The organism is Microbacterium oxydans, from assembly GCF_900095745.1.
Taxonomy (GTDB): domain Bacteria; phylum Actinomycetota; class Actinomycetes; order Actinomycetales; family Microbacteriaceae; genus Microbacterium; species Microbacterium oxydans_B.
On sequence record NZ_FMIR01000015.1, the window covers coordinates 338,110 to 356,451 of the forward strand.

The 18,342-nt window shown below is 69.7% G+C and carries 19 protein-coding genes; 6 read left to right on the top strand and 13 right to left on the bottom strand.

Annotated features, from left to right (window positions below):
- Positions 1 to 112: 112 nt before the first annotated feature.
- Positions 113 to 865, top strand: a complete 753-nt coding sequence (locus BQ2383_RS09630; RefSeq protein ID WP_091033305.1) for an SDR family NAD(P)-dependent oxidoreductase — start codon at positions 113 to 115, stop codon at positions 863 to 865.
- A gap of 147 nt (positions 866 to 1,012) precedes the next feature.
- Here the strand turns inward: BQ2383_RS09630 and BQ2383_RS09635 are convergent, their stop codons facing one another.
- Complete coding sequence (locus BQ2383_RS09635) at positions 1,013 to 1,339, bottom strand: hypothetical protein (RefSeq protein WP_029264028.1); 327 nt, start codon at positions 1,337 to 1,339, stop codon at positions 1,013 to 1,015.
- 144 nt (positions 1,340 to 1,483) lie between these two features.
- Complete coding sequence (locus BQ2383_RS09640) at positions 1,484 to 1,942, bottom strand: MarR family winged helix-turn-helix transcriptional regulator (protein ID WP_029264027.1); 459 nt, start codon at positions 1,940 to 1,942, stop codon at positions 1,484 to 1,486.
- Between the two features lie 129 nt (positions 1,943 to 2,071).
- Here BQ2383_RS09640 and BQ2383_RS09645 point away from each other — a divergent pair, with 129 nt between their 5' ends.
- Together BQ2383_RS09645 and BQ2383_RS09650 are read left to right on the top strand one after the other, a co-directional pair.
- Positions 2,072 to 2,314, top strand: coding sequence for a hypothetical protein (locus tag BQ2383_RS09645; RefSeq protein ID WP_091033026.1), 243 nt, complete (start codon positions 2,072 to 2,074; stop codon positions 2,312 to 2,314).
- Positions 2,314 to 2,865, top strand: a complete 552-nt coding sequence (locus BQ2383_RS09650) for a MarR family winged helix-turn-helix transcriptional regulator (protein WP_091033029.1) — start codon at positions 2,314 to 2,316, stop codon at positions 2,863 to 2,865. The genes BQ2383_RS09645 and BQ2383_RS09650 overlap by 1 nt, the downstream gene beginning before the upstream one ends.
- Positions 2,866 to 2,868: 3 nt before the next feature.
- On the opposite strand, the gene BQ2383_RS09655 is transcribed toward BQ2383_RS09650, so the two are convergent.
- From BQ2383_RS09655 to BQ2383_RS09665, 3 genes are all read right to left on the bottom strand, one after another.
- Complete coding sequence (locus tag BQ2383_RS09655; protein ID WP_244175971.1) at positions 2,869 to 3,186, bottom strand: ArsR/SmtB family transcription factor; 318 nt, start codon at positions 3,184 to 3,186, stop codon at positions 2,869 to 2,871.
- Positions 3,183 to 3,665 (bottom strand): SRPBCC domain-containing protein, encoded by a 483-nt coding sequence (locus BQ2383_RS09660; protein ID WP_091033031.1) that lies wholly within the window; start codon positions 3,663 to 3,665, stop codon positions 3,183 to 3,185. The genes BQ2383_RS09655 and BQ2383_RS09660 overlap by 4 nt, the downstream gene beginning before the upstream one ends.
- Positions 3,666 to 3,773: 108 nt before the next feature.
- The gene (locus BQ2383_RS09665) at positions 3,774 to 4,997 is read right to left on the bottom strand and encodes an MFS transporter (RefSeq protein ID WP_091033034.1); all 1,224 of its coding nucleotides are present in this window, start codon (positions 4,995 to 4,997) and stop codon (positions 3,774 to 3,776) included.
- A gap of 98 nt (positions 4,998 to 5,095) precedes the next feature.
- Here BQ2383_RS09665 and BQ2383_RS09670 point away from each other — a divergent pair, with 98 nt between their 5' ends.
- A complete protein-coding gene (locus tag BQ2383_RS09670) occupies positions 5,096 to 6,655 on the top strand; it encodes an SDR family oxidoreductase (RefSeq protein WP_091033037.1) in 1,560 nt (519 codons plus the stop codon).
- Positions 6,656 to 6,664: 9 nt separating this feature from the next.
- Here the strand turns inward: BQ2383_RS09670 and BQ2383_RS09675 are convergent, their stop codons facing one another.
- The 8 genes from BQ2383_RS09675 to BQ2383_RS09710 all read right to left on the bottom strand — a co-directional run bounded on the left by BQ2383_RS09675 (position 6,665) and on the right by BQ2383_RS09710 (position 15,912).
- Positions 6,665 to 8,665, bottom strand: a complete 2,001-nt coding sequence (locus BQ2383_RS09675) for a BCCT family transporter (RefSeq protein WP_091033039.1) — start codon at positions 8,663 to 8,665, stop codon at positions 6,665 to 6,667.
- A 43-nt stretch (positions 8,666 to 8,708) separates the two neighbouring features.
- Positions 8,709 to 10,412 (bottom strand): ABC1 kinase family protein, encoded by a 1,704-nt coding sequence (locus BQ2383_RS09680; protein WP_091033041.1) that lies wholly within the window; start codon positions 10,410 to 10,412, stop codon positions 8,709 to 8,711.
- A 45-nt stretch (positions 10,413 to 10,457) separates the two neighbouring features.
- The gene (locus BQ2383_RS09685) at positions 10,458 to 11,090 is read right to left on the bottom strand and encodes a PadR family transcriptional regulator (RefSeq protein WP_091033044.1); all 633 of its coding nucleotides are present in this window, start codon (positions 11,088 to 11,090) and stop codon (positions 10,458 to 10,460) included.
- A 94-nt stretch (positions 11,091 to 11,184) separates the two neighbouring features.
- Positions 11,185 to 12,111 (bottom strand): ROK family protein, encoded by a 927-nt coding sequence (locus BQ2383_RS09690; RefSeq protein WP_091033047.1) that lies wholly within the window; start codon positions 12,109 to 12,111, stop codon positions 11,185 to 11,187.
- Positions 12,108 to 12,791 (bottom strand): N-acetylmannosamine-6-phosphate 2-epimerase, encoded by a 684-nt coding sequence (locus BQ2383_RS09695; RefSeq protein ID WP_091033050.1) that lies wholly within the window; start codon positions 12,789 to 12,791, stop codon positions 12,108 to 12,110. Before BQ2383_RS09695 ends, BQ2383_RS09690 begins: the two co-directional genes overlap by 4 nt.
- Positions 12,788 to 13,654: a carbohydrate ABC transporter permease gene (locus BQ2383_RS09700; protein WP_091033053.1), complete on the bottom strand. Its 867-nt coding sequence runs from the start codon at positions 13,652 to 13,654 to the stop codon at positions 12,788 to 12,790. The genes BQ2383_RS09695 and BQ2383_RS09700 overlap by 4 nt, the downstream gene beginning before the upstream one ends.
- Positions 13,641 to 14,612, bottom strand: a complete 972-nt coding sequence (locus tag BQ2383_RS09705) for a carbohydrate ABC transporter permease (protein ID WP_231481774.1) — start codon at positions 14,610 to 14,612, stop codon at positions 13,641 to 13,643. Before BQ2383_RS09705 ends, BQ2383_RS09700 begins: the two co-directional genes overlap by 14 nt.
- Positions 14,613 to 14,622: 10 nt before the next feature.
- Positions 14,623 to 15,912 (bottom strand): ABC transporter substrate-binding protein, encoded by a 1,290-nt coding sequence (locus tag BQ2383_RS09710; RefSeq protein ID WP_029264013.1) that lies wholly within the window; start codon positions 15,910 to 15,912, stop codon positions 14,623 to 14,625.
- Between the two features lie 138 nt (positions 15,913 to 16,050).
- Here BQ2383_RS09710 and BQ2383_RS19215 point away from each other — a divergent pair, with 138 nt between their 5' ends.
- Together BQ2383_RS19215 and BQ2383_RS09720 are read left to right on the top strand one after the other, a co-directional pair.
- Positions 16,051 to 16,767 carry a GntR family transcriptional regulator gene (locus tag BQ2383_RS19215; RefSeq protein WP_140403328.1) on the top strand — a complete coding sequence of 239 codons (717 nt, stop codon included), beginning with the start codon at positions 16,051 to 16,053 and terminating at the stop codon, positions 16,765 to 16,767.
- 59 nt (positions 16,768 to 16,826) lie between these two features.
- On the top strand, positions 16,827 to 18,329 hold the full coding sequence (locus BQ2383_RS09720) for a DUF4127 family protein (protein ID WP_167381591.1): 1,503 nt from the start codon (positions 16,827 to 16,829) through the stop codon (positions 18,327 to 18,329).
- Positions 18,330 to 18,342: the final 13 nt, after the last annotated feature.

Consider the following 18,342-nt stretch of genomic DNA (forward strand, 5'->3'; position numbering starts at 1 on the left):
CCCGATTCATTCACGTGAATCCATCACCGATATTCAGGCGTAGGCTGGAGAGAAGGACGGACCGTCCGAGAAGATCTCCCGGCCCCGTGCCCGCCCGGAAGTGGAGTCCCTCGTGGCTCAGTACGACGTCTCGAACCGCTCGGCGATCGTGACGGGAGCAGGCAGCGGAATCGGACGCTCGACCGCTCTCCTGCTGGCGAAGAACGGCGCATCGGTCGTGGTCAACGACCTGAACGCCGAGCACGCGAACGCGGTCGTCGAAGAGATCCGCGCGGCCGGCGGCATCGCCGAGGCCTCGATCGGCGACGCGACGGATGCGGCGTGGATCGCCTCCTCCATCGAGCTCGCGAACTCCCTCGCCCCGCTGCGCATCGGCGTCAACAACGCCGGCATCGGTGGCGCATCCGCCCCCACCGCGGAGTACGAGGACGAGGCCTGGGACAAGGTCATCGCCATCAACCTCAACGCGGTGTTCCGCAACATGAAGGCGCAGATCCCGTCGATCCTCACGAACGGCGGCGGGTCGGTCGTGAACATCGCGTCGATCCTCGGCAGCGTCGGCTTCGCCGGTTCCCCCGCGTACGTCGCCGCGAAGCACGCGGTCGTCGGCATGACCAAGTCCGCCGCGCTCGAGTACTCCGCGCAGGGTGTGCGCGTGAACTCGGTGGGCCCCGGCTTCATCGACACCCCGCTGCTGGCGAACATGGGTGACGAGGCGAAGGACTTCCTCGTGTCGAAGCACCCGATCGGACGCCTGGGCCAGGCCGACGAGGTCGCGAACCTCATCGTGTTCCTCGCCAGCGACGCCGCGAGCTTCGTCACCGGCAGCTACCACCTGGTCGACGGCGGATACACCGCCCTCTGATCGAATGGCATCCGGTCCCGGGACCCGATTCCCGGTGACCGGATGCCATCCACAGCGACGTACCCCCCGAAACGTCGCTGTGCACCTCCCGCCCGCGGGCCGCACCGCTTTGCCCAGGATGCGCCGGCGAGGGAGGCGAGTCTGCAGTCAGGCGACCGCGTGCATGGTCGGGAGCGCGGACCACAGCGGCGCGAAGTCGATGTCTGTGAGGTCCAGCCCCCCGGCCGTGCTCGCCGCGGCCATCATCTTGACCAGCATCGGCCGCTCGAGCTCGACGTCCTCATCGAGCGTGAAGCGCACCGGGATCGACGCGTGCATCCACAGCGTCTCGGTGGCCGCACCCGCCGTGCGCAGCGTGAGCGGAAACGACTCGCCGCGGCGCAGCTTGGTGACGGTGACGAGCCTCAGGTGCGCGAGCACCCGATCGTCCACCTCCACGATCTGCGAATCACCGGCGTAGCTGAGCTGACCCATGGCACCCCCTCGAGAAATATCTTCATCAATTAGATTACTAGTTTAACTAGCTAAATGGTAACCGACGTATCGGGGGCCTCTCCGACCGTCATCGATCGCCACAGACCGTCACCGACGGAGGCGGCGCGGGGCGAGGAGCCGAAGCTAGCTCCGGGACGACTCTGCGAGCTCGGAGATCTCCTCCGTGAGGCGACGGAGGAACCGGGAGATCACGGAGAGCTGCTCCGGCGTGAATTCGCTCTCGATGTCGGCGACCCGCCGGGAGATCTCGTCTGCGGGCGAGTGCAGGTCGCGCAACGACGGGCGGAGGATCTTCGACCGTGCGTCATCCGGGTGCACGGAGACGACGATGTGCCCGCGTGCGGTGAGCCGGCGGATCAAGGCGGTGACCGCTGCGGTGCTCACCCCCAGATGCTGGGCGAGATCGCCGGGCGTGACCGGCCGGTCAAGGGGCGCATCCGCGATGAAGCCCATGGCAGCACGGTCGGTCTCATTGGGCTGACGCTCGGCCGCGAGACGGCGTCCGAGCCTGGCGTCGACGCGGCGCAGAGCCTCGACTTCGCGCGCGAGTTCCCGCGTCGCGATCTCCAGCTTCGCCCCCATCACACCCTCGCCTTCCCCTGGCGGCCCATGTTACCTCGATCGCCTGATTACCGGTTCGTCTAGCGAAATCGGTCGACCATCAGGGGCTTCCGGCGATGAGAGGATGGAATCACGACGAGAAGGGACGTCATGGTCGAGCCCATAGACCTCACGGACGAGCGGTACATCGGCTTCGCCGACCTGCTCGATCACCTCCACGCGCAGTTCCCCACCGTCGCCCGGGATCGCATCGCGCGCATCATCGAGGCCGAGAACGACGCCATCACCGGCGGCTTCCTCCTCGTCGTCCCCGCCGAGGTGGCGACCGGCGCGATCGAGATGCTCGAACTCAGCACGGCACGCACCCTCGACGACGGAGAGGGGGTGGCGTGATGGCCGAACCTCAGGACCACGCCCGCTCCGGATACTGGTACCCCGACGGCGAGAGCACGAGCACCATCGACGTGCTGAACATGCTGCGCCGCTACCGCGCAGCGGAGACCGCGATGCGTGAGCGCACCCGCATCTCCATGGGCATGAACGAGACCGACCTCATGGCCCTGCGATTCCTCCTGCGGGAGCAGCGGGCCGGCAGGATCGTGCGCGCGATCGACATCGCCCGGATGCTCAACATCTCGACCGCATCGACCACGACGCTCATCGACCGCCTCGAGAAGGGCGGTCATGTCCGCCGTGAGGCGCACCCCACCGACCGCCGGGCAGGGGTCGTCGTCCCGACCGTCAGCAGCGATGAAGAGGTGCGCGCCACGCTGGGGGCGATGCACCACCGCATGCTCACGCTCGTCGACGAGCTCTCCGACCAGGAGCGGGCCGTCGTCACCCGGTTCCTCGCCGGGATGACGGCTGCGATCGAAGAGGCATCCGACCTCGACGAGGAGCTGCGCCACGTGATCCGCGACCAGGCGGGGCCCGAAGCGGAGTGACGGCTACAGTCCTTCCGCGATCTCCTTGATCGCGGCGAGGCGGCGGTCCCACTCACGGCCGATCACGTCGAGCTTCGCGGCGGTGGCGGAGAGCTCGGCGCCGACGACGCGGAAGCGAACCTCGCGACCGACGCGCACGGGTTCGACCAGGCCGACCTCCTGCAGCACGGCGAGGTGCTTCGCGATCGCCTGTCGAGACACCGGAAGGCGCCTGGCGAGGGCGGATGCCGACGCATCCCCCTCGCCGAGAGCCGTCAGGATGCTCCAGCGCGTCTCGTCCGCGAGCGCCGCGAACATGGGCAGCAGGGTTCCTGTGGTCACGCTTCGCCTTCCACCAGGGCGACCATCTTGTCGAGCTCCAGGTCCCAGCCCGTGCGGTGCGACTCGAGGTTGGCGCGCGGGTCGGACGTGCGCTCGAAGCCGCTCTCGACGACCGTCAGGCGGGTGCCACCGTCAGCCTCCTCGAGCGTGAAGGTGAAGACGGTCGAGGTCGCCTCGTCGATGCTGTCGGGGAGCTTCCCGAGGGCGTCGTCGTTGTTCCAGCGGTACGTGATGCGCCGCGGCTCGTCGTACTCCTCGACCCGCAGCGGGATCACGTCGTAGTCGGGGAACGTCATCGTGCCGGTCGCGCCGACGCCGGCGCCGTCGAGCACGGTGCGCCCGAACCAGCGGGAGACGTGCTCGGGTTCAGCCACGGCTCGCCACACCTTCTCGACGGGGGCCGCGATCTGGATGCTGCGCCGAACGGAGAAGGTCTCCTCGTCGACGACGGATGCCTCGTTGTGGGTCATGTTCACCATGATGGATCCTTTCGGAGTCTCGCGCTGGCCCGGTCGACCAACTGCAACTCCAGAGTTGCACACGGGTTCCGGTTGCGCAACCCCTGAGTTGCAGTAACTGTGGTGGCACTACCCCCGCGGGCGGCGCTTCTCCAGGAATCCGGCGAGCAGCACGGCGACGAGGGCGGCGACCGGGGCGACGAGCAGCCCGGCGCGCAGGCTCTCGGTCTCGGCGATGTACCCCACGAAGGGGGGCGACAGCAGGAACCCGAGGCGCAGCAGCCACGACACGACCGTGAGTCCGACGCCCGGCCGCAGCCCCGGCAGCTCGTCGGCGGCGTGCATCGCGGCGGGGATGAGCGTCGCGATGCCGAAGCCGACGGCCGCGAAGCCGAGGATCGTGCCCGGCACGGTCGGGAAGGCGAGCGCGAGCGTCATGCCCACCGCCGCGATGATGCCGCCGACCCGTGCGACCCAGCGCTGCCCGAACCGGTCGGTGAGCGGGTCGCCGAGCATCCGGCCGATGAACTGCGCGCCGACCAGGGCGATGAAGCCGAGCGGAGCGATCGCCCCCGCAGCCCCGAGCGAGTCGGCGAGGTACAGGGTCGCCCACGAGTTTCCGGCATCCTCGGCGACGGCGCCGGCCATCGCGATGAGGGTGAGCGCGATGATCGCGATCACGGTGCGCGGGGTCACGTGGCGACGCAGCGCCCCCGTCACCTCGGCCGGGGCGGCGGCGGCATCCGTCTCGGTCTCGTCGTCACGGCCGGGGAGGCAGAACCGCAGGGCCACGAGGGCGACGGTAGCGAACACGGCGGTCGAGATGCCGAGGTGCACGCCCAGCGGCAACTGCAGGGCGATCGCGACCGCGGCCATCGCCCCACCGATCACCGCGCCGATCGACCAGATCGCGTGGAAGCCGTTGATGATCGAGCGCCCGTAGCGCCGCTGCACGCGGAGGCCGTGGGCGTTCTGCGCCACATCCGTGATGGCGTCGGATGCTCCGCCGAGGAACAGCGCGACGGCGAACAGCACGCCCGAGGGGGCGAGTGCGGCGGAGAGCAGGCCGAGGCTGGTGAGCACGGTGCCGATCACGGCGATGCGCGCCGAGCCGAACCGGCGGATCAGCACGGCGGCCAGGAGCCCGGCGGCGATGGCCCCCGCGGGGAAAGCGGCGATCGCGAAGCCGTAGCCGAGGTTGTCGAGTCCGAGTCCCGCCTTGATCTCCGGGTAGCGCGGCAGGATGTTCGCGAACAGCGCCCCGTTGGTCAGGAACAGGGCGGAGACGGCGATGCGGGCGCGCCGGGACGCCCGGTCCGGAGCCGTTCGTCGAATCGATTCGATTGAAGCCATGCCTACGATCGTAACGGTCCGGCGCGCGCTCCTTATCCGCACCGGCTCATCGCCACAACCCCGTACCCACCACCCCCTTCCCGTCGTACGCTCGACCCATGGCCCCACTCACCCAGCCCACCGGCGACGAAGAGGCGCTGCGCGCCCTCCCCCGCGACGACGGATCGGCGCCGCGCGCGCTCGTGCTCGGCGCGACCGGATACGTCGGTGGGCGACTCACCCCGCGGCTGCTCAACGCCGGATATCGCGTGCGGGTGCTGGCACGCGACGCCGCGCGCGCGGCATCCTTCCCCTGGGGTCCCGACTGCGAGATCGTCGAAGGGTCGGCCGACGACGCGGATGCTGTCGCCGCAGCCATGGACGACGTCGACGTCGTGTACTACCTGATCCACTCGATGACCGCCGGCAAGGGGTTCGAGGAGAGCGACGAGCGCGCGGCGACGACGGTGGCCGAGGCCGCGGCCCACGCGGGTGTGCGGCGCATCGTCTACCTCGGCGGACTGCATCCGGACGACGTGAAGCTGTCGCCCCATCTGCGCTCCCGCGTGCGTGTCGGCGAGATCTTCCTGCAGTCCGGCGTGCCGACGCTCGTGCTGCAGGCGGGGGTCGTGATCGGGTCGGGGTCGGCGTCGTTCGAGATGATCCGTCACCTCACCGACGTGCTGCCGTACATGCCGGCGCCGAAGTGGGTGCGCAACCGCATCCAGCCGATCGCCGTGCGCGACGTGCTGCACTACCTGCTCGGCGCCGCCCGGGTCGACGCCGACGTGAACCGCGCGGTCGACATCGGCGGCCCCGACGTGCTGCGCTACGGACAGATGATGAACGGCTACGCGGTCGAGGCCGGTCTGCCCCAGCGTGCGATCGCCGCGCTGCCCGTGCTGACTCCCGGTCTCGCCTCGCACTGGGTCAACCTCGTGACGCCGGTTCCCCGCTCGATCGCCCGCCCGCTCGTGGCGTCGCTGCAGAACGAGTGCATCATGAAGGACCACGCGGTCGACGCGTTGATCCCGCAGCCGGAGGGCGGCCTGACGCCGTATCGACGAGCCGTCGACCTCGCTCTCGGCCGGGTCGACGCCGACGCGATCGAGACGAGCTGGCAGGATTCCGAGGTCTCGGGCGCTCCCAGCGATCCGCTGCCGAGCGACCCGGACTGGGCGGGTCGCACGGTCTTCACCGACGCGCGCACGCTCGTCACCTCGGCATCCGTCGACCGGCTGTGGTCGGTGGTGCTGGGCATCGGCGGGACGAACGGCTGGTACTCGTCACGATTCCTCTGGGCGGTGCGCGGGTTGATGGACCGCGTGGTCGGCGGGGTGGGCCTGCGCCGGGGTCGCCGCAGCCAGACGATCGCCCGCGTGGGCGACGCGATCGACTTCTGGCGCGTCGAAGCCGTCGAGGAACCAGGCGCGGCGACCGAGTCGTCGGCGGCGAGCGGTGGGCTGCTGCGCCTCCGTGCCGAGATGAAGGTGCCCGGCGAGGCCTGGCTCGAGCTGCGTGCGCTCCCCGACGCCGCCGGCGCCCGCTACGAGCAGCGGGCGATCTTCTTCCCGCGCGGGCTCAGCGGTCGGCTGTACTGGCTCGCGGTGCTGCCCTTCCACGGGCTGATCTTCGCCAGCATGGCCTCGCGGATCACCGCTGCGGCCGAGAGCGCCTGACGCCGGGAATCACGCCTCCCGCGGTCGCTCCGCATCCGCCCCAGCCGCATCCGGCGCTACCGAACCGTCGAGCGCCGCGTCGACCACGGCATCCACCTCGGCCGGCGGGATGATGTCGATCGCCTCGGTGGCCGCCTCGTAGACCTCGGCCAGCGTCTCGTCGACGGTCGACTCATCGATCCAGGCGAGGTCGTCCTCGGAGTGGTCGTACTCGACGGGCACGAGCGCGAAGTCGTCGCCGTACTCCTCGAGCCCCGCCATCACGCTGTGGCGCACCGCGGCTCGGGCGTAGCGGTCGCGCAGGATCAGCGGATCGCGCCGTAGATCCTTCATGAACGCGATCATCATGAACCCCATGATGATCGCGAACGGCAGCGCCGCGATGATCGTCACGTTCTGCAGCGACTTCAGCCCGCTCCCCTCCTCGCCGGTGACGAGCAGCACGGCGGCGATCACGCCGACCAGGACACCCCAGACGACCGCGACCCAGCGCGCCGGCTCGGGGCGGCCCTGCTGCGAGAGGGTGCCCATCACGAGCGACGCGGAATCCGCGCCGGTGACGAAGAAGATCGCGATCAGCAGGATGAGCACGATGCTCGTGATCAGCGGGAACGGCAGGTTCTCGAGCACGCCGAACAGCACTTCCTCCGGCGGATCGACGGCGAGGTTCGCGCCGTCCATCTGCTGCTGGATGGCCGTGGTACCGAAGATCGCGAACCAGATGAGCGAGATGACCGAGGGCACCACGATGACGACCGACACGAACTGGCGGAGGCTCCGGCCGCGCGAGATCTTCGCGATGAACATGCCGACGAACGGCGACCACGAGATCCACCACGCCCAGTAGAAGATGGTCCAGCTCGACAGGAACGTCTGCGCGGCCTCGCCCTGCGATGCCGACCGGCCGATCATCTGCGGCAGGTCGCCGATGAACTGCACGGCGACCGAGGGGATCACGTTGAGGATGAGCAGCGTCGGCCCGACGAAGAACACGAAGAACGCCAGCAGCAGCGCGACGACGGCGTTGATGTTCGACAGCGCCCGGATGCCCTTGGAGACGCCCGAGACCGCCGACGCGATGAAGCACGCGGTGAGCACCGCGATGACCGCGATGAGGATGCCGTTGCCGAGCGGACCGGCGCCGCTGACGATCTCGACGCCGTGCCCGATCTGCAGGGCACCGAGGCCGAGGGATGCTGCGGTTCCGAAGAGCGTGACGATGATCGAGAAGATGTCGATCGTGCGGCCGAGGGGTCCGGCCGTGCGGCCCTCGCCCAGCAGCGGGGCGAAGATCGACGAGATCAGCGGGGTGCGGCCGCGGCGGTAGGCGCCGTAGGCGATCGCACCACCGACGAGCGCGTAGAACGCCCACGCCTGCGGGCCCCAGTGGTAGAGCACCTGCGTCTGCGCCGTGTGCATGGCGTCGAGGGTGCTCGCCTCGACCGTGCCGGGCGGCGGGCTCTCGAAGAAGGTGAGCGGCTCGGCCGCACCCCAGAACACCAGGCCGATGCCCATGCCGGCGGCGAACAGCATCGAGATCCACGAGAACATCGAGTACTCGGGCTCTTCGTCGTCGCGCCCGAGGGGGATGCGACCGTAGCGGCTGAAGCCGACGAACAGCATGAACACCAGGATGATCGTGGCGATGGTCGTGAAGAAGAACCCGAAGTACTCCACCACCCAGGCGAGCACGGCCGATGTCGTGCCAGAGAGGTTGTCACCGGCGAAGACGCCCCACGCGATGAAGGCGACTGTGAGCGCCACCGCGACGCCGAACACGAGTGCGTCGGTGCGGTAGGTGCGGCCGGTCTCCTCGACCGAGACGCCGGGCACGAGGGCCGGATGCACGCTGCGCGGAGGGACGGCCGCGATGTCGCGGACGATCTTCTTCGCGGCCTCGGTGGCCTTGGCCGGGAGGCGGTTCACGCCCGTGCCGACGGCATCCGTGCGGGGGCGCGGCGGGGTGCTTCCTGCGGAGCGTGCGGGCGGCTTCTCGTCAGGGGTCTCCATGGCACACCATCCTGTCACGCGATATACCGATCGCGTGCCCCGGCTACCTCGGGCCGCGGCGACCGACGCCGGCGAACACGGAGTGCAGCAGCGGCAGAGCCGAGACGCAGATCAGGGTGATGCCCAGCGGAGGCAGCGTGGGGACGAGCAGGGCACCGCCGACGAGCAGTGCCGCGAACAGCACTCCCGAGGCGATGCGGCGCGCGATGCCCTCGAGCCGATCGAGGCGGCGTTCGAGCCGCGAGGTGTCGAACGACACGTTGCCGTCGTCGATGCGGGTGATGATCCGGTCGATGCGGCCGGGCAGACGCCAGGTCGTCGCCATCGTGTCCATCGCCTGGCCCGCGAAGGCCTGCACGATGTTGCCGCTCTCGTCGCGCAGCAGTCGGCCGGCGTAGGGCTCGGCGGCATCCCACACGTTGAACGCCGGGTCGAGCCCGCTGCACATGCCCGACGTCAGCGAGACCGCGCGGATGAGCAGCAGCATGTTCTCGGGCAGCTGCAGCGGGAGCGAGCGCACCATGTCGCCGAACTCCTCGGCGAAGTCGCGGAACTCCCGCGGATCGACCTTGCTGAGCTCGGCGAAGCCCATGCCGCCGAAGCGGGCGAACAGCGCGCTCAGAGCACGTTCGAGCTCGTTGGTGTCGGCCGACGGCAACAGCACGCCGATCTCCTGCGCGGCCGCGACGAGACCGCGGCTGTCGCGCCCGGCGACCGCGATCAGGAGTGTGCGCAGCCCGTCGCGGAGGCTGTCGGGAACCTCGGCCATCATCCCGAAGTCGATGAACGTGAGCTGGAAGTTCCGCCCCGACTCGCCTGCGCCCGCGGGGACCGGCGTCACGAAGATGTTGCCGGGGTGCGGGTCGGCGTGCACGAAGCTGTGCGTGAACACCTGGTCGAACATGACCTCGGCGAACACCGCGGCGACCTCGGACGGGTCGATGCCGGCGGCGCACAGCGCATCCGTGTCATTGATCTTGATCGCGGTGACATCGGAGAGGGTGAGCACCCGACGGGTCGACCGCTCCCAGACGATCTCGGGCGCGGCCACGCGGGGGTCGTCGGCGAAGTTCTCGCGGAACCGCTCGGCGCTCGCGGCTTCGTGCAGGTAGTCGATCTCCTCGAGGCTGGTCGCGGCGAACTCCTCGACGAGTGCGGGCGCATCGACCCGGTCGGCGACGAGGCGCACGCGGGTCAGCCAGCGGGCGACCCGGCGGAGCGCGGCGAGGTCGACCGCGACGATGCCGTCGATGCCCGGCCGCTGCACCTTGACGACGACGTGGCCGAGTCCGGTGTCGGCCGCGTCGAGTGCCGAGAGCCGGGCCCGGTGCACCTGGCCGAGGGATGCCGCCGCGACCGGAGTGTCGTCGAACCACGCGTAGGCGCGCTCGAGCGGGATGCCGAGTTCGGCCTCGGCGAGCGCGCGGATGGCCGCGGTGGGCACCGCCGGAACCTCGTCCTGCAGCCCCTCGAGCTCTTTCGTGATCTCGGGCGGCAGCACGTCGAGGCGCGACGACATGAACTGTCCGACCTTGATCATGAGACCGCCGAGTTCGACCGCGAGCACATGGAAGCGACGCGCGAACGTCTGCATCCGCTGCCCTCGTGTGCGCTCGGCGACCCGGCTCATGCCGAGGCGCGGGAGCACCAGCTCGAACCACCAGATCTTTAGGAACTCCCGGCCCGCGAACGACACGATGCGGCGGTACCTGGCGCGGTGGGCGCCCTGTGCCGCGGCATCCGTCATCGCGTGGTCCTCTCGCAGGCCCTCACCCGATGCCGCACTGCGCGGTCAGTCCTGCGCGAGGATCGAGTACAGCCTACGGCGGGCTTCGTCGAGGATCTCGATGGTCTGCTGCACCTGCTCGGGCGAACCGCTGCGACCGACCTGCGCTGCGGCGGCGGCGAGGTCGACGCCCGCCTTGGGCAGCGCACTGAAGCGGGCGCTGTCGCGGTGGCCGTCCTTGCCGGACGACTCCCACGGAGCCGGAGTCTCGGAACTCTCGTCGGCGACGGCGCGGCCGGCCTCGGTGAGCGAGTAGGTCTTGCGGCCGTTCTGCTCCTCGGCCTCGATGAGTCCTTCATCGGCGAGCAGCTGCAGGGTCGGGTACACGGAGCCCGCACTCGGCTTCCAGGTGCCACCGCTGCGCTCGGCGATCTCGTTGATGATCTGGTAGCCGTGCATCGGCTTCTCGGCGAGCAGGGAGAGCACGGCGGTGCGCACATCGCCGCGGGCCATGCGCGAGCCGCCGGACGGGCGGGGCTCGAACGACTTGCGGAGCTGGTCCATCGCCTCGAAGATCGCGGATGCCGGACCGCCGGGGCCCGTGCCGAAGCCGGCGCCGCCGAAGAGCCCGCCGGGGCCGCCGTTGTTCCCGGAGCCGCTGTTGCCGCCGAACGGGTTGGAGGGGAATGCGTTGTTCATGATGACCTCCTGCTGGGGTGAACGATACTTAACGATATATCGTTCATCCTGAGGATGGGGTGGGAGTTTCCGGAGGGAGGGCGGCGCTCCTGATTCAGTCCGAGCCCTCGACCAGGCGCGCCCCGAGGAGCGCGGCACCGGTGAGAGCCGCATCGACTCCGAGCTCCGCCGGGACCACACGAGCCGCCGCTGGCCCCGCCATCGCCGCCGCGCGATAGGCCCGCCGCACCGCGGCCAGATAGGTCTCGCCGATCTCGGCGACCCCGCCGCCGACGACGATCACCTCGACATCGAGGGCCGCGTTGGCGCTCGCGAGAGCGCGCCCGAGGTAGCGGGCACCGTCGCGGATCACCCCTTCCGCCCGCGCGTCTCCGCGCAGAGCCGCCGCATGCACCTCGCGCAGCGGAAGGCGCACCCCGGTCTCCTCGAGGTAAGTCCGCTCCAGACCCGGACCGGAGGCCACGGCCTCCACGTGGCCGACGCCACCACAGGGGCAACGCCGCTCGGCGAGGTTCGGGGGCAGCGAGATCTCCATGTGCCCGATCGAGCCCGCCGTGCCGGTGACGCCGCGGCGCAGTCCGTCCGCGAGAACGACGGCGCCCCCGATCCCGGTGCCGACCGCGACCATCAGCATCGCGTCCGCGCCCGCTCCGGCGCCCCGCTCGGCTTCGGCCACCGCGGCGGCGTGCACGTCGTTGACCACGGCGACCGGGGCGCCGACCGCATCCGCGAGGGCACTCCGCAGGGGAAATCTGACCCATCCGGCGATCGCATCCGTGGCCGAGGTGATCGTGCCGTCGGGCCCGACCACACCCGCGGTGCCGACTCCGACCGCCTCCACCAACGCGCCACCGCGCACCTCGCGCACGGCATCCGCCACCACCTGCACGATGGCCGGACCACCCGCGCGAGACGGTGTCGCGAGGGTGCGCACCTCGGTCGCCCGTACGAGCCGGTCACCGTCGCGCGCGAAGCCCGCGACCGCGATCTTCGTGCCGCCGATGTCGATGCCGATGATCATGCCGGGCTCCGCACCGCCGGCGTCACCGCGACGAAGCGCCGGGTGATCGCGATCGGGTCGGTGATCGCTCCGCCGACCACCACGGCGAGCGCACCGGCATCGAACGCCTGACGGACCTGCTCGGGTGTCTGGTACCGCCCCTCGGCGATGGTGGGGATGCCGGCGGCGACGAGGTCCGCGACCAGCTGCAGATCCGGACCCTCGCCACGCACCGAGTGCGGCGTGTATCCCGAGAGGGTCGTGCCGACCACGGCCGCTCCGGCCTCCCGGGCGCGCAGCCCCTCGTCGAGGGTGGAGACGTCGGCCATCACCGGACGCCCGGTCGCCGCCGCGATCTCGCGCAGCAGGTCGAACCTGTCGCCGAGCTGCTCGACGGTGGCGTCCACCGCGATGATGTCGGCTCCCGCCTCCGCGAGGCCGAGCGCCAGCGCGACGTCGGGGGTGATCACGTTGCGGACCCCGTTGTGCACCTTGTGCAGGCCGATGATCGGCGCATCCGTCGCCGACCGCAGCCGGCGGATGTCGTCGGGACCGTTCAGGCGCAGGCCGCTGGCGCCTCCGAGCAACGCGGATTCGGCGAGCGCGGCGATCACCTCCGTGTCGCGCACCGGGCTTCCCGACTGCGCCTGCACCGAGGCGATCAGACGGCCGGTGATGAGTTCGAGGGGGTCGTGGATCATTTGAGAGCTCCTGCGCTGGCGCCGCCGATGAAGAACTTCTGACCGATGAGGAAGATCACCACGGCCGGAAGGGTGAACATGACGCAGGCGGCCATCAGCGGACCCCAGGCCACGTCGTTCTCACCGAAGAAGGCGTACAGACCGATCGAAAGCGTATAGGTGGACTCGTCGTTCAGATAGATGAGCGGGTTGAGGAAATCGGTCCACGCCCACACGAACTGGAAGATCGCCGCCGTCACGATGGCGGGCCGCGCCAACGGCAGCACGATCGTCGCGTAGGTGCGGAACTCGGAGGCGCCATCCAGGCGGGCGGCCTCGATCAGCTCGTCCGGCACCGCGAGCAGGAACTGCCGGATCATGAAGATGAAGAACGGCGTGCCGAGGAACGCGGGGACGATCAGAGGCAGGTAGGTGTTGGTCGCCTCCAACCCGTTCCACACCAGGAACAGCGGGATGAGGGTGACCTGCGGCGGGAGCATCATGGTGGCCAGCACCAGGATGAGCAGTGGGCGGGAACCACGCCAGCGCACCTTGGCCAGCGCATACGCCACGAGCGGGCACGAGATGACCGTGCCGAGGATGCTCATCCCCGACACGAACAGGGTGTTCCCGAGATAGCGCCACACCGGGATCTGCTCGAACGCCTCGGCGAAGTTGTCCAGCGTCCAGTCGGTCGGCAGCAGCGAGGGCGGCGAGGAGAACACGTCGCCCGGCGTCTTGAACGCGGTCGACAGCATCACGAGCAGCGGGAACAGGAACAGCAGCGCGAGCAGCGCGACCGAGACCTGCTGCCGGACACGGCGCATCGTCCGGCGCACCCGCCGGGGACGCTTGCGGATGACGGCGACGTCAGCGTGTGCCATCGTGCACCCACTTCCTCGAGGTCGCGAGCACTATCAGGCTCACGACCAGCGTGATGATGAACAGGGTCCAGGCCATGGCCGACGCGTAGCCCATCTTCAGGAACACGAACGCGTTCTGATACAGGTACATCGCGTACGACAGCATCGACTGCCCCGGCCCGGAGCCGGCCTGGTTCAGTCGCTCCTGGGAGAGGATGTACGGCTGCGTGAAGATCTGCAGGAATCCGATGATGCTCACGATCACCTGGAACAGGGTCACCGGCGAGACGGTCGGCCAGGTCACGCTGGTGAACCGGCGCCACATGCCCGCGCCATCCAGTTCGGCCGCCTCGTACAGCTCCTTCGGCACCTCCTGGAGAGCGGCGAGGTAGATGATCATGGTGCCGCCGACGGTCCACAGCGACATCAGGATGATGGCGGGCTTGGTCCACTCGGGCTCCTGCAGCCAGGCCGGTCCCTCGATGCCGAACCAGGACAGGAAGTAGTTCACGAAGCCGTACTGGGCGTTGAGCAGCCAGCGCCACAGGTAGCCGCCGACGACGACGGGCACGATCGAGGGCAGGTAGACGAGCGCGCGGTAGAGCGGCTGGCCCCGCACCGGGGTGTTCAGCAGGTGGGCACCCGCGAGGGCGATGCCGATCGCGAGCGGAACCCCGAAGACCGTGAGGACGGCGGTGTTCGCGAGCGACTTCCAGAAGACGCCGTCGTTGAACATCTGCACGTAGTTCGCCAGCCCCACCCACTCCGGGGACTGGAACAGGTTGAAGTCGGTGAAGCTGTAGTACGCGGACGCGGCGATCGGGTAGGCGAAGAGGAACAGGAACCCGACGATGAACGGCGACGCGAACGCGAGGCCGATCAGGGTCGACCGGCGGGTGCGACGCCGCCGCGGGGCGCGCCCGCCGGGCCCGGCAGGAGCATTCTCCTGCCGGACCCGGCGCGCTGTTGCAGTGGTCACGGAGCCTCGATCACTTCGTGGAGTAGTTGGCCATGCGCTCCTCGACCGTCGCGATCGCCTCTTCGGGAGTCGCCGTGAGACGGACGACCTCATCGAAGGCGGTGGCGAGGTCGGTGGCGTACTCGGCGCTGTACGGAAGGCTCGCGAGCGCCTTCGCGTTCGGGGAGGATGCCGCGTCGGCCCACACGCCGAAGTCCTGGAGGCTGTCGAAGGCGGCACTGCCGGCGAGCGACGTGCGTCCGGGCAGGTTGCCGAGCGCGACGGCGAACTTCTCCATCGGCTCCTCGCTGACGAGGTAGGCGAGGAACGTGGCCGCCTCCTCCTTGTGCTTCGAGTTCGCGGGGATGAAGAGCGTGCTGGCGGTGACCTGCGTGCTGTTCTCGAGCTCGGGCGAGGCGGCCGGGATCGCGGTGACGCCCCACTCGAAGTCCGGGGCGATCTTGGCGGCCGAGGCCGAACGCCATTCACCGTCGATGATCATCGCGACCTTGCCGCTGAAGAACGGGTCCTGCGCCGAGAGGTACTCTCCCTGACCGGAGACGAAGGTCGCCATAGCCTGGGCGCCGACCGGCTCGATCACGTTGTCCTGGTACCACTGCAGGGCCTCGAGGTTGCCGTCTTCGGCCGGGGTCGGACCGTCTTCGCCGTCCCAGCTGCCGCCGAACGCGTAGCCGAGGGTGGTCAGGGTCGTGCTGTCGTTGGCCGAGCCGAGACCGAGCTGCGTGATCTTGCCGGAGCCGTCGACGACGGTGAGCTTCTCGATCGCGGCCGCGAGCTCGTCCATGGTGGTCGGCGGCGTGACGCCGGCTTCCTCCAGCAGCTGCGTGTTGTAGAGCAGCTGGAAGCTGTGGGTGGCGATCGGCAGCGAGTAGATCTTGCCGTCGTACGTCATCTGCTCCATGGCACTGGGGATGAAGTCGTCGATCTCGATGCCCTCGGCCGCGATCGCGTCGTCCAGCGGGGCGAGGATGCCCTTCGAGGCCCAGGCGCCGACCGTGTTGCCGAAGTTGTCGGAGATGTCGAACGATCCGTTCGATGACGACATCGAGGTCAGCTGCTTCTGGGTGTCGGGGCTGGAGACGCCCTTGACCACGATCTCGTCCTGGCTGCCGTTGAAGTCGGCGATGATCTCTTCGAGCGCCTTCGCCTCTTCACCGCCCCAGAGGTACGAGAACGTGATCTCGGTCGGGCCGTCGGCGTCGCCGCCGCCTGCACCGCATCCGGTGAGGGCGACGACAGTGGCTGTGGTCAGGGCACCGGCGATCAGGGCGCGCCGGCGCATGTGCTGCTTCGTGTGCATGGGAGTTCTCCGCTCATCATTGACCTTGCAAAAGGATTGGAATAGACCAATTCGGAACCGCTGAGAACAGACATTGACACATCCGCGGGTGATCGTCAAGATTGGGTTAGTCCAAATGGGCAGACCGGAGGGGTGGGCATGTCGTCGATCGAAGGCGTGACGAAGCACGAGCGGGTGCGACGGCATCTGGAAGACGTCATCCAGCAGGGGCTCGCCCCGCACGAGAAGCTGCCGACCGAGCGCGACCTCGCCGAGTCGCTCGAGGTGAACCGGCAGACCGTGCGGCGCGCGCTCGACGAGTTGGAGCGCGACGGGCTGGTCTACCGCCTGCAGGGGGCCGGCACGTTCGTGAGCGCCTCCCGCATCAGCAAGACCTTCGAGCTCACCTCGTTCTCGGAAGACATGCACACGCGCAACATGCGACCGGGTTCGCTGTCGGTCGACGTCGGCACCGCATCCGCAGGGCAGACCGCCGGGTACGCGCTGAACCTCAGCCCGCAGTCACCCGTCGTCCGCATCCGCCGGGTGCGCACGGCCGACGACATCCCGATCTGCCTCGAGGTCTGCTCGATCGCCGCCGACGCGGTGCCGGGCCTCGAAGACGGCATCGTCGGAGACTCGCTGTACGAGGATCTGCGCTCGCGGTTCGGTATCTCCGCGGTCCGCGCCGACCAGGAGATCCATGCGGTCGTGCTCGACGAGGAGCAGGCCGACGCACTGCAGACGCCGCCGTTCTCGCCCGCCTTCCTCGTCAAGCGCACCACCTACGACGCGCGCAGCCGCCCGATCGAGTACGCCGAGTCGGTGTACCGGGGCGACCGCTACTCGTACCTGGTCTCGATCTCGCGCCCCTGAACCCTTTCCCGAATCGCCACCCGAACTCCCCGAAGTCCCCCGACGAAAGGCACTCCCCCGTGTCCGACACGACTCTGCGTCCGCGCATCGCTCTGCTCCCGCTCGACGACCGACCGGTGAACGTGCGGCTTCCCGGCGACGTCGCCGCGGTCGCCGGAGTGATCCTCGACGTGCCGCCGGCCGAGATCCTGCCCTCGTACCGCGTCGCCGGAGACGCGACCGCGCTCGGCGCCTGGCTGCTCGACCGCGTCGCCGACCCGGCCACGGTGCATGTGGTGGTGTCGGTCGACATGCTGCTCTACGGCGGGCTGATCGCCAGCCGCACGAGCGCCGACACGACGCGCGAGGTGCTGGAGCGTCTCGACGTGCTGCGCGAGGTGCGCCGCCGTCGGCCGGAGCTGCCCATCTCGGCCGTCTCGCTCGTGACGCGGGCGAGCAACTCGTACTCGGCGGCCGAGGAGCCGGAGTACTGGCGGGAGCACGGCAAGGAGATCCATGCGCTCGGCGGCGACGCGCACCGGCTGCTCGACGAGGCCGACGTGCTTCCGCTGTCGGAGCTGACGCCGGTGCCGGCCGAGATCGTGTCCGACTACTCGGCACGGCGGCTGCGCAATCACATCGTGAACCTGTCGACGCTCGCGCTCGTCGAGGATGCGACGCTCGACTTCCTGGCGATCACCGCCGACGACACCGCGCCGTTCGCCGCGGGCAGCGCCGAGCAGGTGTGGCTGCGGCACTGGATGCGGATGCTGCCGTCGGGCCGTGACGTGCTGATGTACCCGGGTGCCGACGAGGTGGGTGCGGCGCTGGTCGCCAGGGCCCTGGCCGCGAACGCCGGTGTGACCGCCTCGTTCTCGGTCGCGTGCGCGGACGCCGAGGGCATGACCCGCATCCCGCCGTACGAGAACATGTCGCTCGCGGCATCCGCGAGCCGGCAGATCCGCGCGGCGGGTGCCGTGGAGGTCGCCGACGGCGGCGACGTGACGCTGGTGCTGCACGCCCCCGACCCCGACCGGCACGACATGTTCCGCGGCCGGCCGGATCGGGTGGATGCGGATGCCGTGGCCGGCACGGTCGCGCTGATCACGGAGCGGCTGGACGCGGGCGAGCACGTGGCCCTCGCCGACGTCCGCTACCCGAACGGCGCCGACGAGGCACTCGTGCGGGCGCTCGCCGAGGCGGGGCTGCTCGGGCGACTCGAGGCTTTCGGCGGGTGGAACACGGCCGGCAACACACTCGGCAGCGTGGTCGCCGTCGCGGCGGCCGGGGTGGTCGGCCGGGCGACGGGCACGTTCGATGCCCGCGCCGCCCGCATCACCCTGCTCACGCGACTGCTCGACGACTTCGCGTACCAGGCGGTCGTGCGCACCGACTCCGGGCCTGCCCTGTTCCCGGATGTCTACCCGATGGCCGACGACGCCCGGGTCGCGACAGCGGAGCGGGTCATCCGTGAGGAGCTGACGGCGCTGCTGGAGTCGACGCTCCCCGCGGCGGACGTGCGCATCCAGGAGCTGACCCTGCCGTGGCGACGATCGTTCGAGATCGGGCTCGTGCTGAGCTAGCCAAGCGCGTCAT

Bases quoted from the DNA above. Each gene is read 5' to 3' on its own strand.
- BQ2383_RS09635 (WP_029264028.1), bottom strand. From the start codon at position 1,339: ATGGGTCAGCTCAGCTACGCCGGTGATTCGCAGATCGTGGAGGTGGAC.
- BQ2383_RS09640 (WP_029264027.1), bottom strand. From the start codon at position 1,942: ATGGGGGCGAAGCTGGAGATCGCGACGCGGGAACTCGCGCGCGAAGTC.
- BQ2383_RS09645 (WP_091033026.1), top strand. From the start codon at position 2,072: ATGGTCGAGCCCATAGACCTCACGGACGAGCGGTACATCGGCTTCGCC.
- BQ2383_RS09650 (WP_091033029.1), top strand. From the start codon at position 2,314: ATGGCCGAACCTCAGGACCACGCCCGCTCCGGATACTGGTACCCCGAC.
- BQ2383_RS09660 (WP_091033031.1), bottom strand. From the start codon at position 3,665: ATGGTGAACATGACCCACAACGAGGCATCCGTCGTCGACGAGGAGACC.
- BQ2383_RS09665 (WP_091033034.1), bottom strand. From the start codon at position 4,997: ATGGCTTCAATCGAATCGATTCGACGAACGGCTCCGGACCGGGCGTCC.
- BQ2383_RS09670 (WP_091033037.1), top strand. From the start codon at position 5,096: ATGGCCCCACTCACCCAGCCCACCGGCGACGAAGAGGCGCTGCGCGCC.
- BQ2383_RS09675 (WP_091033039.1), bottom strand. From the start codon at position 8,665: ATGGAGACCCCTGACGAGAAGCCGCCCGCACGCTCCGCAGGAAGCACC.
- BQ2383_RS09680 (WP_091033041.1), bottom strand. From the start codon at position 10,412: ATGACGGATGCCGCGGCACAGGGCGCCCACCGCGCCAGGTACCGCCGC.
- BQ2383_RS09685 (WP_091033044.1), bottom strand. From the start codon at position 11,090: ATGAACAACGCATTCCCCTCCAACCCGTTCGGCGGCAACAGCGGCTCC.
- BQ2383_RS09690 (WP_091033047.1), bottom strand. From the start codon at position 12,111: ATGATCATCGGCATCGACATCGGCGGCACGAAGATCGCGGTCGCGGGC.
- BQ2383_RS09695 (WP_091033050.1), bottom strand. From the start codon at position 12,791: ATGATCCACGACCCCCTCGAACTCATCACCGGCCGTCTGATCGCCTCG.
- BQ2383_RS09700 (WP_091033053.1), bottom strand. From the start codon at position 13,654: ATGGCACACGCTGACGTCGCCGTCATCCGCAAGCGTCCCCGGCGGGTG.
- BQ2383_RS09710 (WP_029264013.1), bottom strand. From the start codon at position 15,912: ATGCACACGAAGCAGCACATGCGCCGGCGCGCCCTGATCGCCGGTGCC.
- BQ2383_RS19215 (WP_140403328.1), top strand. From the start codon at position 16,051: ATGTCGTCGATCGAAGGCGTGACGAAGCACGAGCGGGTGCGACGGCAT.